Source organism: Rhodococcus sp. Q (assembly GCF_005503035.1).
Taxonomy (GTDB): domain Bacteria; phylum Actinomycetota; class Actinomycetes; order Mycobacteriales; family Mycobacteriaceae; genus Rhodococcus_G.
In genome coordinates, this window is sequence record NZ_SCOY01000023.1 from 42,769 (window position 1) to 57,045 (window position 14,277).

The following is a 14,277-nucleotide window of genomic DNA, read 5'->3' on the forward strand; positions in this document are numbered from 1 at the left end:
GACCACCACGAAGGAGCAATGTCCGTGAAGAGCACCGTCGAGCAGCTGAGCCCGACGCGGGTCCGTATCAACGTCGAGGTGCCCTTCGAGGAGCTCAAGCCCGACTTCGACAAGGCATACAAGGCCCTCGCGCAGCAGATCCGTCTCCCCGGCTTCCGTCCGGGCAAGGCACCGGCCAAGCTGCTCGAGGCCCGTGTCGGCCGCGGCGCAGTCCTGGAGCAGGTCGTCAACGACGCACTGCCCGGCCGCTACGAGGAGGCCGTCGTCTCCGGTGAGATCAAGGTCATCGGCCAGCCCGAGATCGAGATCACCAAGATCGAGGACGGCGAAGAGCTCGCCTTCACCGCCGAGGTCGACGTCCGCCCCGAGATCACCCTGCCCGACTTCTCCACCCTCGCCGTCGAGGTCGATCCGATCGAGATCTCCGACGAGGACGTCGACGCACAGCTGCTGTCGCTGCGTCAGCGCTTCGGCACCCTCGTCGGTGTCGACCGCGCCGTCGAGGAAGGCGACTTCGTCTCCATCGACCTGTCCGCCACCGTCGACGGTGAGGACGTGCCCGAGGCTTCCACCACGGGCCTGTCCCACGAGGTCGGCTCCGGCCAGCTGATCGAGGGCCTCGACGAGGCGATCGTCGGCCTGAAGGCAGGCGAGTCGAAGGAGTTCACGACCAACCTGGTCGCAGGCGAGCACGCGAACAAGGAAGCGGTCGTGACCGTCAAGGTCGACACCGTCAAGAAGCGTGAGCTGCCCGAGGCCGACGACGAGTTCGCTCAGATGGCCAGCGAGTTCGACACCCTCGAGGAGCTGAACGCAGACCTGCGCGAGCGGGTCGAGCGTGTGAAGAAGGTCGAGCAGGCCGGCCAGATCCGCGACAAGGTCCTCGAGAAGCTGCTCGAGACCGTCGAGGTTCCGCTGCCCGAGGCCGTCGTCAAGGCCGAGGTCGATGCCGCCGTGCACGACGCGATCCACGGACTCGACCACGACGAGGCCAAGCTCGCCGAGCTGCTCGAGGCTCAGGGCTCGTCGCGTGAGGAGTTCGACAAGGACGCCAAGGACGCCGCCGAGAAGTCGGTGAAGACCCAGCTGCTGCTCGACGCGATCGCGGAGGCCGCAGGCACGAGCGTCGGCCAGCAGGAGCTGACCGAGCGGATCCTCTTCCAGGCGCAGCAGTACGGCATGTCCCCGGATCAGTTCATCCAGCAGATCCAGCAGGCCAACCAGCTCGGCGCCGTGTTCGCGGATGTCCGTCGCGGCAAGGCCCTGGCCGGCGTCGTCGAGCAGTTCACCGTCACCGACACCGCCGGTGCGACCGTCGACACCAAGGAGCTGTTCGGCAGCCCCGACGAGGACGCGGCCGACGCGGAAGCCTCCGACGAGAGCTAGATTTCACGCCATAAGCGAACAGGGGCGGCACCGGGACTCCGGGGCCGCCCCTGTTCGTTAGTGTCTGTGTCGAGAACCAACGATTCGGTGATCGAGAAACTTCAGCGATCGAGAAGGCAGGTACCGTGATTTCACACAACCCGGCGGCTTCGCAGGGCCCCGCCATGACTTCGGCCACGTCCGGTCTGAACCTGAGCGACTCGGTGTACGAGCGGCTGCTCCGTGAGCGCATCATCTTCCTCGGTACCCAGGTCGACGACGACATCGCCAACAAGCTCTGCGCACAGATCCTGTTGCTGGCGGCGGAGGACCCGACGCGCGACATCTCGCTGTACATCAACTCGCCCGGCGGCTCGGTGACCGCTGGTATGGCGATCTTCGACACCATGCAGTTCGCGGAGTGCGACGTCGCGACCTTCGGTATGGGCCTCGCGGCCTCGATGGGCCAGTTCCTGCTCTCCGCGGGCACCCCGGGCAAGCGGTATGCCCTGCCGCACGCGCGGATCATGATGCACCAGCCGTCCGCCGGCATCGGCGGCACCGCGTCCGACATCGCGATCATGGCCGAGCAGTTCGCGCACACGAAGCGTGAGATGGCCGAACTGATCGCCGAGCACACCGGACAGACGGTCGAGCAGATCACGGCGGACTCCGACCGCGACCGCTGGTTCACCGCGACCGAGGCCAAGGACTACGGCTTCGTCGACCACGTCATCTCCCGCGCGCGGCAGGCAGGCGGCACCGCCAACTGAGCCGGTAGCGCCCCACCGCCCACAACTCACCCTGGAGAAACAGATGGCAAACCTCTTCGATCCCCGCGGACTGGCAGGCGCCGCCCCCGCTGCCCCCAGTGCGCGCTACATCCTGCCTCAGTTCACCGAGCAGACCAGCTACGGCGTCAAGACGTCCGACCCGTACAACAAGCTGTTCGAGGAGCGCATCATCTTCCTGGGCAACCAGGTCGACGACGTGTCCGCGAACGACCTGATGGCTCAGCTGCTCGTGCTGGAGTCGCAGGATCCGGATCGCGACATCACGATGTACATCAACTCGCCCGGTGGCTCGTTCACCGCGCTGATGGCGATCTACGACACCATGCAGTACGTCCGGGCCGACATCACCACCGTGTGCCTCGGCCAGGCGGCGTCGGCGGCGGCAGTCCTGCTCGCGGCCGGCACCCCGGGCAAGCGTCTGGCGCTCCCGAACGCGCGTGTGCTGATTCACCAGCCCGCGACCGGCGGCATCCAGGGTCAGGTCTCGGACCTCGAGATCCAGGCCAGGGAGATCGAGCGCATGCGCAGGCTGATGGAGGAGACCCTGGGTCGCCACACCGGCAAGGAGCCGGAGGTGATCCGCAAGGACACCGATCGCGACAAGATCCTCACGGCCGAGGAGGCCAAGGACTACGGGATCATCGACAGCGTCCTGGAGTACCGGAAGCTCTCCGCCCAGAAGTAGTCGTTCGCGCTGTCGCCCGGCGGCAGCACTGGTGTCGCCCCGCCCGGGTCGTAACGGTCCGGGCGGGGCACGCGAAACACGGTCAACCAGTCGACCTCGTTCCGAAAGTGCGGGTACGGTCACTCTCAGGGGTTTCGTCCGCAATGGCGGCGACGTCCACGATCGGGACCACGGCGTCTGGGACGCCACGACCACACGGCGTCTGGGACGCCACGACCACACGGCGTCTGGGACGCCACGACCACACGGTGTCAGCGACACCACGGCGTCCTTGACGCCAGGACCACGCGGAACGATCAGCACGAGTAGCGAGTGCAGCTGAGAAGGAAGTAGGACCTGACGAGATGGCACGCATCGGTGACGGCGGAGACCTGCTGAAGTGCTCGTTCTGCGGCAAGAGTCAGAAGCAGGTGAAGAAGCTCATCGCGGGGCCGGGTGTGTACATCTGCGACGAGTGCATCGACCTCTGCAACGAGATCATCGAGGAAGAGCTCGCGGAGTCCAGCGAGGTCAAGCTCGACGAGTTGCCGAAGCCCGTCGAGATCCGCGACTTCCTCGAGAACTATGTGATCGGTCAGGACGACGCCAAGCGGACGCTCGCCGTCGCGGTCTACAACCACTACAAGCGCATCCAGGCCGGTGACAAGGGTCGCGACGTTCGCGGCGAAACAGTCGAGCTCGCGAAGTCCAACATCTTGATGCTCGGCCCGACGGGCTGCGGCAAGACGTACCTGGCGCAGACGCTGGCGAAGATGCTGAACGTGCCGTTCGCCATCGCCGACGCGACCGCGCTCACCGAGGCCGGCTACGTCGGTGAGGACGTCGAGAACATTCTGCTCAAGCTGATTCAGGCGGCGGACTACGACGTCAAGCGCGCCGAGACCGGCATCATCTACATCGACGAGGTCGACAAGATCGCCCGTAAGTCGGAGAACCCGTCGATCACCCGCGACGTCTCCGGCGAGGGCGTGCAGCAGGCGCTTCTGAAGATCCTCGAGGGGACGCAGGCGAGCGTGCCGCCGCAGGGTGGACGCAAGCACCCCCATCAGGAGTTCATCCAGATCGACACCACCAACGTGTTGTTCATCGTCGCGGGTGCGTTCGCGGGGCTCGAGAAGATCGTCTCGGATCGGGTCGGCAAGCGTGGCATCGGCTTCGGTGCCGAGGTGCGCTCCAAGGCGGAAATCGATACGCAGGACCACTTCGCCGAGGTCATGCCGGAGGATCTGATCAAGTTCGGTCTGATCCCCGAGTTCATCGGCCGCCTGCCCGTCGTCGCGTCGGTGACGAACCTGGACAAGGAATCGCTGGTGCAGATTCTGTCCGAGCCGAAGAACGCGTTGGTCAAGCAGTACACCCGTCTCTTCGACATGGACAGTGTCGAGCTGGAGTTCAGTTCGGATGCGCTCGAAGCGATCGCGGACCAGGCGATCCTGCGTGGTACCGGTGCCCGTGGACTGCGCGCCATCATGGAAGAGGTGCTGCTTCCGGTGATGTACGACATCCCGAGCCGGGACGACGTCGCCAAGGTCGTCGTGACGGCGGAGACCGTCAACGACAACGTGCTGCCGACCATCGTCCCGCGCAAGCCGGAGCGGGAGCGCCGCGACAAGTCCGCGTGATCGGTGCCTACCGGGATGACGTGGGCTCCTCGCTATCCTGGGTGCGAACCACCACACTGATTCGTGCTCGCCGCGGTGTCCGATGCGGAACTCGCGGTTCCTAGGAGGCTTGGCGTGACGACACCGGGACCGATCTACGTCCTGAATGGGCCGAATCTGAACCTGCTCGGCCTGCGTCAGCCCGAGATCTACGGCCACGACACCCTCGACGACGTTGTCGCACTGTGCGAGGAGGTCGCGGGGCGTCACGGCCGGACCGTCGAGGTGCGGCAGTCCAATCACGAAGGCGTCCTCATCGATTGGGTGCAGGAGGCGCGGACTGCGGCGTCCGGTGTCGTGATCAACCCCGCCGGCTACACGCACACCTCTGTCGCGTTGCGCGACGCACTGGTCACCTTGGAGGTTCCGCTCGTCGAGGTGCACATCAGCAACGTGCATGCGCGCGAGGAGTTCCGCAAGCACTCCTATGTGTCGCCTGTCGCGACCGGAACGATCGCCGGTCTCGGTATCACGGGCTACGGCCTGGCGGTCGAGTTCGTGTGCACGCGATGACGCGGAGCGCATGACTCTGCTGGACGGGCTCCGTGAGGTTCTCGTGGGCCCGCTCCCGGACATCGGGCGGCGGTTCTCTGCGCAGATAGCGGCCCAGGTTCCGCACACCGCGTTGGTGATCTTCACCCGCGAGTGCACCGGTCGTCCCCGCAAGGTCGCGGGCGACGTGCGGATCGTGGAGAAGGTGACGGTCGCGGAACTCGACCGGCTGCGGACCGATCTCGGTCCCGCACGGGCGGATTCGTCGATCAGGTTCCGCGGCACCGCGGTCCTCGGCGGTCGTGAGCACCCTGTCCACGCGATCCTCGACCGCACCGACACCCTCCTCGTCGTCGTGCCCCGCTTCAAGATCGATTTCGACGCCGAGTTGTTGGCGGACCAGTTCGCGATCGTCGCGCTCGGGATCCAACTGCAGGTACGACACGCGAGCCCCGCGTACCTCGCCGAATCGCGTGCCGCGTCGGCAGAACGCGCACGCACCGTTTCCGAGCTCACCGAGGCGCACGCCGCGACACTCGAGACGATCCTCGCGACACTCAGGTCGCCCGACCTCGACGACACCCGGGCCCGGATCACCGCGCGGGAGTCGGCGACATCCGCGCTGATCGGACTCCGGACCGCTGTGGACCTGCACCGCGAGATGGCGGAGGAGGCCGTGACCACCGCCTTCGCCCGACTGCGTGGCGAGCTGCGCGGGTTGGTGCCGTCGGGTGTCGTCGTCGAGTTCGTCGATCCACCGGTCGGTGGACGAGGTCTGCCCGGCGAGGTCGCGCACGCGGCGCGGGCCGTGGTCCGGGGTGCGGTCCTCGGGCTCGTGGTGCAGCCCGACCTGCGTCGGGTGCGGGTCGCGTGGGACTGCGACGGCGCGAATCTCCTGATCGACGTCCGGGACGACGGACGCGGCGCGGTCGACCTCGCCGAGCTCGCCAGGCAGCTGCGTCCGCGGGTCGAAACTCTTGGCGGCACATACGAATCCGAGTCCACGCCCGGTTGGGGATCGAGACTGTCGGCGACGCTGCCGCTCGATCACACCGAGACGGGTGAAGGACGGCACGCGCTGTCGGTGCTCGGTCCCCGCGAGGTCGAGGTTCTCGAACATCTCGTCGCGGGCAGACGCAACCGGGTGATCGCCGAGCGACTCCAGGTCAGTGAGAGCACCGTGAAGTTCCACGTGGCCGCGGTGCTGCGGAAACTCGAGGTCGGCACCCGAGGAGAGGCTGCGGCCCTCGCGTCCGAGGCTGGGGTCAAGGCCGCGCTCTGACCTCTTCCGCTGCTCCTCGCGCTGTCCGGGTGTGCAGCAGAGGTGGCGTTCGAGATCGATGCGGTGCTTTGGACGCAGCAGTGGGCTGGCTGTTCGGCTAGGTCGAACCGTCCTTTCGGGCAGGACGTGCGGAGTCGGCGGGGGACTACCGTCACACATGCGGGTATTGCAACGCGCGTATCCGCATCGTCGACCAGGAGGAGACCAGGCCATGCCGCAGCAGGTACGAGGTGTGATCGCGCGCTCGAAGGGCGCCCCGGTGGAGATCGTCCCGATCATCATCCCCGACCCCGGGCCGGGTGAGGTCGTCGTCGCGATCGCCGCGTGCGGCGTCTGCCACACCGACCTGACCTACCGCGAGGGCGGGATCAACGACGAGTACCCCTTCCTGCTCGGGCACGAGGCCGCGGGTGTCGTCGAAAGTGTCGGTGAGGGCGTCGAATCCGTCGAGGTCGGCGACTTCGTCGTGCTGAACTGGCGCGCCGTGTGTGGCCAGTGTCGTGCCTGCAAGCGGGGGCGCCCGCAGTACTGCTTCGACACCTTCAACGCCACCCAGAAGATGACTCTCGAGGACGGCACCGAACTCTCGCCCGCTCTGGGTATCGGGGCGTTCGCCGACAAGACCCTCGTCCACGCCGGACAGTGCACCAAGGTCGACCCGTCCGCCGACCCGGCAGTCGTCGGCCTGCTCGGATGCGGCGTCATGGCCGGCATGGGCGCGGCGATGAACACCGGCAACGTCGGCCGGGGTGATTCGGTCGCGGTCATCGGCTGCGGCGGTGTCGGCGACGCCGCCATCGTGGGTGCCCGCCTCGCAGGCGCGAACAGGATCATCGCGGTCGACCGCGACAACAAGAAGCTCGACTGGGCGCGCGACCTCGGCGCGACCCACACCATCAACGCCACCGAGTTCGACGTCGTGGAGGCCGTGCAGGATCTCACCGGAGGCTTCGGTGCGGACGTGGTCATCGACGCCGTCGGGCGCCCCGAGACGTGGAAGCAGGCGTTCTACGCTCGCGACCTCGCGGGCACCGTCGTCCTCGTCGGCGTCCCGACGCCGGACATGACGCTCGAGATGCCGCTCGTCGACTTCTTCTCCCGCGGTGGCTCTCTCAAGTCGTCCTGGTACGGCGACTGCCTGCCCGAGCGCGACTTCCCGATGCTCGTCGACCTGTACCAGCAGGGCCGACTGCCGCTGGAGAAGTTCGTCACCGAGCGCATCGCCCTCGACCAGGTCGAGGAGGCATTCGAGTCGATGCACCGCGGCGAGGTCCTGCGTTCGGTCGTGGTCCTGTGAGCCTGCGCATCGACCGGGTCGTCACCAGCGGCACCTTCGCGCTCGACGGCGGCGAGTGGGACGTCGACAACAACATCTGGCTGATCGGTGACGACTCCGAGGTCGTGATCGTGGACGCGGCGCACACCGCGCAGCCGATCATCGACGCCGTCGGTGGTCGCAAGGTCGTCGCGATCGTGTGCACGCACGGCCACAACGACCACATCACCGTCGCCCCCGAACTGGCCGAGCGCCTGGACGCGCCGATTCTGCTGAATGCCGCGGACAACGTGCTGTGGGAGATGACGCACCCCGGCGTCGCGCACGGGTCGCTGGAGGACGGCCAGCGGATCGCCGTGGGCGGCACCGACATCCAGGCCATAGCAACCCCTGGTCACTCGCCGGGCTCGACGTGCCTGTACCTGCCGGAGGCGGGGGAGTTGTTCACCGGCGACACCCTGTTCTCCGGTGGCCCCGGCGCGACGGGACGGTCGTACTCGGACTTCCCGACGATCATCGGGTCCATCCGCGACAAGCTGTTCGCGCTGCCCGCGGAGACGAAGGTGCACACCGGCCACGGTGACGGCACCACGATCGGCACCGAGTCGCCGCACCTCGAGGAGTGGATCAGGCGCGGCAACTGATCCTGAAAAGGGGTGTGCGCATACCTTCTGGAGTGTGCACACCCCTGTTCAGCGTCCAGAACCCCTGCGGAGGGGTGAGAACCTGTGTGGACGTCACGACACCTCGATCCGCTCGGCGCCGGTGTACACGTTCATGGTCTCGCCGCGCAGGAAGCCGACCAGCGTCAGCCCGGACTCCGCCGCGAGGTCGACGGCGAGCGACGACGGGGCGGAGACCGCCGTCAGCATCGGCACGCCCGCGACGACGGCCTTCTGCACCAGCTCGAACGACGTGCGACCGCTGACGGCGAGGATCGAGTCCGAGAGTGGGACGCGGCGCTCCGTGACGGCCCACCCGAGGACCTTGTCGACGGCATTGTGTCTGCCGACGTCCTCACGCAGGGCCAACAGTGTGCCGTCCGCGGTGAACAGGCCCGCCGCGTGCAACCCGCCGGTCGAGTCGAAGACACGCTGCCGGGACCGCATCGCCTCCGGAAGCGTCGCCAGTACCGCGGCCGGAACCGTCGGGTGCGAGGCGTCGAGGTCGTACGGGGCCCGCACCCGAACCGAGTCGAGTGACGCCTTCCCGCACACCCCGCACGCCGACGTGCTCAGGAAGTTTCTCTCTGCGACAACGGGTTCGGGTACCCCCTGCGCGAGTGCGACGTCGAGGACGTTGTAGGTGTTCGCACCGTCCTCGTCGACACCGTCGCAGTAGCGCACGACGGCGATGTCCTCCGCGGTACGGATGATGCCCTCGCCCAGCAGGAACCCGTGCACGAGGTCGATGTCGTGGCCGGGTGTGCGCATCGTGACGGTCAGTGACCGTCCGCCCATTCTGATCTCGAGCGGCTCCTCGACCGCGAGGCTGTCGGGGCGACGCACCGTCCCGTTCGGGCCGATGCGCAGCACAGATCTTCGGGCCGTGACGCGTCCCATCTCAGTGGCCTCCGACCGGCTCCAGCCGCACGACGACCGCCTTCGACACCGGTGTGTTCGACTTCGCCGCAACGTGGTCCAGCGGAACCAGCGGGTTGGTCTCGGGGTAGTACGCCGCCGCGTTCCCCTTCGGTGTCGAGTACTCGACGACGCGGAAGTCGTGGACGCGACGTTCCTCGACGCTGCCGTCGGCGGCGGTCCACTCGGACACCACATCGACCCGGGCGCCGTCGCTCAGGCCCTGCTCGACGAGATCGGCGGCCGACACGAAGATCACCCGGCGGCCGCCCTTGACACCGCGGTAGCGGTCGTCGAGGCCGTAGATCGTGGTGTTGTACTGGTCGTGGCTGCGCATGGTCTGCAGGACCAGCCGGCCGGGGGGAGTGCGAACCCACTGCAGTTCGCCGGTGACGAAGTTCGCCTTGCCGGTGCGCGTCGGGAACTCGCGGCGATCACGCGGCGGGTGGGGGAGCTGGAAGCCGTCGGGTTGCCGGACCCGCTCGTTGTAGTTATCGCATCCGGGAACGACACGGGAGATCGCGTCCCGGATTCGGTCGTAATCTGCGGCCAGTGTCGCCCACGGCACGGTGTGCCCGGCGCCGAACAACTCGTGCGCGAGATCGCAGACGATCGCGACCTCACTGCGCAGGTGCTCGCTCGCGGGGGTGAGGCTGCCGCGGGACAGGTGCACCATCGACATCGAATCCTCGACGGAGACGAGCTGTTTCCCGGACGCCTGCACATCCTTGTCGGTGCGTCCGAGTGTCGGCAGGATCAGTGCGGTCCGTCCGGCCACCACGTGCGAGCGATTCAGCTTCGTCGAGACCTGCACCGTCAGGCTGCACCGCCGCAAGGCGTCCTCTGTCGCTGCGGTGTCCGGGGTGGCCCGAATGAAGTTGCCGCCCATCGCCATGAACACCGATGCGTCACCGGCGCGCATCGCGCGGATGGCGCCGACGGTGTCGAACCCGTGCCTGCGCGGGCTGGTGATCCCGAATTCGCGATCGAGGGCGGCGAGGAACGTTTCGGGCATCTTCTCCCAGATGCCCATCGTCCGGTCGCCCTGCACGTTCGAGTGGCCACGCACCGGGCACACGCCCGCTCCGGGCTTGCCCATCATGCCGCGCATCAGCAGCAGGTTCGTCAGTTCCTGGATCGTGGCGACGCCGTGGGTCTGTTGCGTCAGCCCCATCGCCCAGCAGGCGATGGTGCGTTCGGACGCGATCATCGCGTCTGCGGTTTCCCGCACCTGGGTCATGGTCAGGCCGGTGGCCTCGAGGACGGTGGCGAAATCGACCGCACGAGCGACCTTCTCGAACTCGTCGAAACCGGCGCAATGCTCCGCGACGAACGTGCGGTCGACGACGGTGCCCGGCGCCGCGTCGTCCGCCTCGAACAGCAGTCGCGCGACTCCGCGGAACAGGGCCATGTCGCCGCCGAGTCGGATCTGCAGGAACTCGTCGGCGATCTCGACGCCGTCCCCGAGCACGCCGTCCACGGTCTGCGGGTCCTTGAATCGCAGCAGACCCGCCTCGGGCAGCGGGTTGACGGCGATGATCTTCGCGCCGTTCCGCTTCGCGGCCCGCAGCGTCGACAGCATGCGTGGATGATTGGTGCCGGGGTTCTGTCCGGCGATCAGGATCAGGTCCGCGAACTCGAGGTCCGGCACCGTCACCGACCCCTTGCCGATGCCGATCGACTCGGACAGCGCACTGCCCGACGACTCGTGGCACATGTTGGAGCAGTCGGGCATGTTGTTGGTGCCGAAGCTCCGAATCATCAACTGGTACAGGAACGCGGCCTCGTTGCTCGTGCGGCCCGACGTGTAGAAGACGGCGCGATCCGGATCGGGGAGTGCGCGAAGCTCGTCGGCGATCAGCCGGAACGCCTCGTCCCATTCGATCGGCGTGTAGTGGCTCGCACCGTCACGCAGCACCATGGGGTGGGTGAGCCTGCCCTGCTGGCCGAGCCAGTAGTCCGTCTTCCCGGACAGTTCCGCGACCGAGTGTGCGGCGAAGAACTCGGGCGTCACCGTCCGGCGGGTGGCTTCCTCGGCGACGGCCTTGGCGCCGTTCTCGCAGAATTCGGCGGGCCTGCGGTGTCCGGGCGTCTCCGGCCATGCGCAGCCGGGACAGTCGAAGCCGTGGCGCTGGTTCAGCCGGGTCAGCGTCTGCGCCGTGCGGACCGCACCCATCTGTTCGACGGATCGCTGGAGCGACACCGCGACGGCCTTCACGCCGGCGGCGTGGTCCCCCGGCGAGCCGACCACGACCTGCGACTCGTCGATGTCGGGCGCCGGTCCTCTGCGTGTCATGCCTACATACTGGACTGTGCCGGCATCGGTCGTACACAGATGGTCCGGACGCGTCGGGTGCTTCGGTAGCCTTACCTGGCGTTTGCTGTGCGAGGAGGTTCGATGCCGGGTCGATTGTCACGACGGGGATTCCTGATCGGGACGTCGGGCGTGGCGTTCACCCTCGCCGCGGCGGCCTGTGGTGGCGACGACGGCGCGTCCGGGTCCACATCGGGACCCACCGTGCGCGACGAGTTCGGCGCCACCATCGTGCCCGCAGATCCTCGCCGAGTCGTGAGCGTCGGCCACAACGACCACGACACACTTCTCGCGCTCGGTGTCGTTCCCGTCGGCGTGTTCGACTGGTACGGAGACCAGCCCGACGCAACCTGGCCGTGGGCCCACGACCTGCTGGACGGGTCGACACCGGCGATCGTCGGCACCGCTGGGTCGGGTATCGACACCGAAGCGGTCGCCTCGGTCGACCCCGATCTGATCATCGGCACGTACTCGGGCATGACGCAGGGCGAGCACGACAAACTTTCCGCGATAGCGCCGACCGTCGCCCAGCCCGCGGAGTACGCGGACTTCGGCGTGCCCTGGCAGATTCAGACCCGCACCATCGGCAAGGCTGTTGGACGGTCCCCGCAGGCCGACGGCTTGGTATCGACGGTGCAGCGTCGGTTCACCGCCGTCGCCGACGCGAACCCGGCGTTCCGGGGCAGGACGGTGATCGTCGGGGCGCTCAAGGGTGCAGGCCAGTTCGGTGTGTTCGGACCCGAGGACCCGAAAGTGCGGTTCTTCACCGAACTCGGCTTCGTGAACCCACCCGTCACCCAGCAGATCACCGGCACCAACTTCGCGCCGATCAGCACCGAACAGCTCGGCCTCGCCGACGCGGACCTGCTCGTCTGGTACGCGGGCGGCGGGTTCGGTGACAAGCTGCGGGCCGAACTCGCGGGCACGCCCGTCTACGGCCAACTTTCGGCCGTCAAGGAGGGTCGCGTCGTCATCCTCGACGACGATGCAGCCGACGCGATGGCCTGGAGCACTGTGCTCTCACTGCCCTACGCGCTGGAGCAGATTCCGCCGCGCATCGCGCCGTTGCTGAACGGATAGCGGCGCACGCGGAAGCCCTCCCGCAGCACGTCGGGTCCGGGTCGGGTTGGATGGATCCGACGACCCCGACGAAGGAGACCCATGCGCAGCGAACTGTTCGCCAACACCGAACGATCGGGACAGCCCGGACGATTCATGCTGCAGAACTCCCGCATGCTCAAGGTGGACCTGCGGGGAACCGGTGGAGAGTTCCTGGCCCGTCAGGGGTCCATGGTCGCCTACCAGGGCGACGTCGATTTCAACTACCAGGGCAGCGGCGGCATCGGGAAGTTCTTCAAGAAGGCGCTGACCGGTGAGGGAATGTCGCTGATGAAGGTGTCGGGCAGCGGCGACGTCTTCCTCGCGGCCGACGCCGACGAGATCTTCCTGTTCGAACTCGAGGGTGAGTCGGTGACCGTCAGCGGGGCGAACGTGCTCGCGTTCGAGAGTTCCGTGCAGTGGGACATCAAGCGGGTCGAGGGTGCGTCGATGGTGAGTGGCGGACTGTTCAACACGACGTTCACCGGGCACGGCGTCCTCGCGATCACGGCCTACGGCACGCCCGTCGTCCTCGATGTGGATGCCCCGACCTACGTCGACATGCAGAGCGCCGTCATGTGGTCGACCGGACTGCAGTCCACCATCCGCAAGACCGCGAAGCTCGGTGCGGTCATCGGTCGCGGTTCGGGGGAGGCGTACCAGTTGTGCCTGACCGGAAACGGTTTCGTCGTCGTCCAGGCCTCGGAGGGGCACCCTCCCATTCCTGGGCAGTAGGGGCACCCTCCCATTCCTGGGCAGTAGGGGCACCCTCCCATTCCTGGGCAGTAGGGGCACCCTCCCATTCCTGGGCAGTAGGGGCTCCCTCCCGTTCCTGGGCGGTTCGGGGCGTCGCCCTGATTCCGAAGCGGTGACCGCAGGGTCGGTGCGGCGGTACGGTGCGCAGAACAGTGGGAACGGAAGGACAGAACGTGGTTGCTACGCGAACGGCACTGGTGACGGGTGCATCGTCGGGGATCGGCGAGGCGGTGGCGCGGGCGCTCGCGGGTCGTGGTTGGAAGGTGTATGGCACCAGCCGGAATCCCTCGCGGATCGCGCATCCGGTCCCGGGAGTCGAGTACCTTGCGTTGGATCTGACGGACGACGCGAGCATCGTCCGGTGCGCCGAGGCGGTCGGCGCGGTGGACGTGCTGGTGAACAACGCGGGCGAGAGCCAGAGTGGGCCGCTCGAGGAGCTTCCGATGGAGGCGATCGACAGGCTGTTCCGGACCAACGTGTTCGGCGCGGTGCGGCTGACCCAGCTGGTTCTGCCGGGAATGCGGTCACGCCGCTACGGCAGGGTGGTGATGGTCGGGTCGATGCTGGCGAGTTTCCCACTGGCACACCGGTCCTCGTATGTGGCGACGAAGGCCGCGATCAAGGGCTTCGCGACCGCGGCACGCCGCGAGGTCTCGCCCTTCGGCATCGCGGTCACGACGGTCGAGCCGGGCTCCATCAGCACCGGTATCGGTGAACGGCGCACGCACTACCTCGCCGATGGGTCGCCCTACACGGACGACTACCGCACGATGATCGAGCACCTCGACGCCAACGAACGCTCCGGCATCACCGCGGACACCGTCGCGGCGACCGTCCTCAAGGCCATCGACGCGGATCGGCCGAAGCAGCTGTACGCCGTCGGCAGCAACGCGCCGCTGGTGTTCGCGCTCCGCCGGATCGCGCCGCGCGGGATCGTCGAGAAGATCGTCGCCCGCAAGCACGGTCTGTAGGCG

The 14,277-nt window shown here is 67.5% G+C and carries 13 protein-coding genes; 11 read left to right on the forward strand and 2 right to left on the reverse strand.

Translation table 11 applies throughout. The features are described 5' to 3' along the window. The first annotated feature begins 24 nt into the window (after positions 1-24). The 8 genes from tig to FFS72_RS19175 all read left to right on the forward strand — a co-directional run bounded on the left by tig (position 25) and on the right by FFS72_RS19175 (position 8,199). Positions 25-1,386, forward strand: coding sequence for a trigger factor (gene tig / locus FFS72_RS19140; protein WP_137875436.1), 1,362 nt, complete (start codon positions 25-27; stop codon positions 1,384-1,386). A gap of 164 nt (positions 1,387-1,550) precedes the next feature. Next, a complete protein-coding gene (locus tag FFS72_RS19145) occupies positions 1,551-2,138 on the forward strand; it encodes an ATP-dependent Clp protease proteolytic subunit (RefSeq protein ID WP_137875408.1) in 588 nt (195 codons plus the stop codon). Positions 2,139-2,181: 43 nt separating this feature from the next. Further along, on the forward strand, positions 2,182-2,844 hold the full coding sequence (locus tag FFS72_RS19150; RefSeq protein WP_137875409.1) for an ATP-dependent Clp protease proteolytic subunit: 663 nt from the start codon (positions 2,182-2,184) through the stop codon (positions 2,842-2,844). 344 nt (positions 2,845-3,188) lie between these two features. Continuing rightward, positions 3,189-4,466: an ATP-dependent Clp protease ATP-binding subunit ClpX gene (gene clpX, locus FFS72_RS19155; protein WP_050062746.1), complete on the forward strand. Its 1,278-nt coding sequence runs from the start codon at positions 3,189-3,191 to the stop codon at positions 4,464-4,466. 114 nt (positions 4,467-4,580) lie between these two features. After that, the gene (gene aroQ, locus FFS72_RS19160; protein ID WP_137875410.1) at positions 4,581-5,018 is read left to right on the forward strand and encodes a type II 3-dehydroquinate dehydratase; all 438 of its coding nucleotides are present in this window, start codon (positions 4,581-4,583) and stop codon (positions 5,016-5,018) included. A gap of 10 nt (positions 5,019-5,028) precedes the next feature. Further along, positions 5,029-6,279, forward strand: a complete 1,251-nt coding sequence (locus FFS72_RS19165; RefSeq protein ID WP_137875411.1) for a helix-turn-helix transcriptional regulator — start codon at positions 5,029-5,031, stop codon at positions 6,277-6,279. Between the two features lie 211 nt (positions 6,280-6,490). Continuing rightward, complete coding sequence (locus FFS72_RS19170) at positions 6,491-7,576, forward strand: S-(hydroxymethyl)mycothiol dehydrogenase (protein WP_050062754.1); 1,086 nt, start codon at positions 6,491-6,493, stop codon at positions 7,574-7,576. Beyond that, on the forward strand, positions 7,573-8,199 hold the full coding sequence (locus FFS72_RS19175; protein ID WP_137875412.1) for an MBL fold metallo-hydrolase: 627 nt from the start codon (positions 7,573-7,575) through the stop codon (positions 8,197-8,199). Before FFS72_RS19170 ends, FFS72_RS19175 begins: the two co-directional genes overlap by 4 nt. 93 nt (positions 8,200-8,292) lie before the next feature. Here FFS72_RS19175 and fdhD read toward each other — a convergent pair whose 3' ends face one another. Both fdhD and FFS72_RS19185 read right to left on the reverse strand, forming a co-directional pair. After that, positions 8,293-9,117 (reverse strand): formate dehydrogenase accessory sulfurtransferase FdhD, encoded by an 825-nt coding sequence (gene fdhD, locus FFS72_RS19180; protein WP_137875413.1) that lies wholly within the window; start codon positions 9,115-9,117, stop codon positions 8,293-8,295. 1 nt (position 9,118) lies between these two features. Beyond that, positions 9,119-11,431, reverse strand: a complete 2,313-nt coding sequence (locus FFS72_RS19185) for an FdhF/YdeP family oxidoreductase (RefSeq protein ID WP_137875414.1) — start codon at positions 11,429-11,431, stop codon at positions 9,119-9,121. A gap of 102 nt (positions 11,432-11,533) precedes the next feature. Between FFS72_RS19185 and FFS72_RS19190 the strand changes: the two genes are divergently transcribed. The 3 genes from FFS72_RS19190 to FFS72_RS19200 all read left to right on the forward strand — a co-directional run bounded on the left by FFS72_RS19190 (position 11,534) and on the right by FFS72_RS19200 (position 14,274). Further along, a complete protein-coding gene (locus tag FFS72_RS19190; protein ID WP_137875415.1) occupies positions 11,534-12,529 on the forward strand; it encodes an iron-siderophore ABC transporter substrate-binding protein in 996 nt (331 codons plus the stop codon). Positions 12,530-12,610: 81 nt separating this feature from the next. Continuing rightward, positions 12,611-13,282, forward strand: coding sequence for an AIM24 family protein (locus tag FFS72_RS19195; RefSeq protein ID WP_137875416.1), 672 nt, complete (start codon positions 12,611-12,613; stop codon positions 13,280-13,282). 194 nt (positions 13,283-13,476) lie between these two features. Further along, the gene (locus tag FFS72_RS19200) at positions 13,477-14,274 is read left to right on the forward strand and encodes an SDR family oxidoreductase (RefSeq protein ID WP_137875417.1); all 798 of its coding nucleotides are present in this window, start codon (positions 13,477-13,479) and stop codon (positions 14,272-14,274) included. Positions 14,275-14,277: the final 3 nt, after the last annotated feature.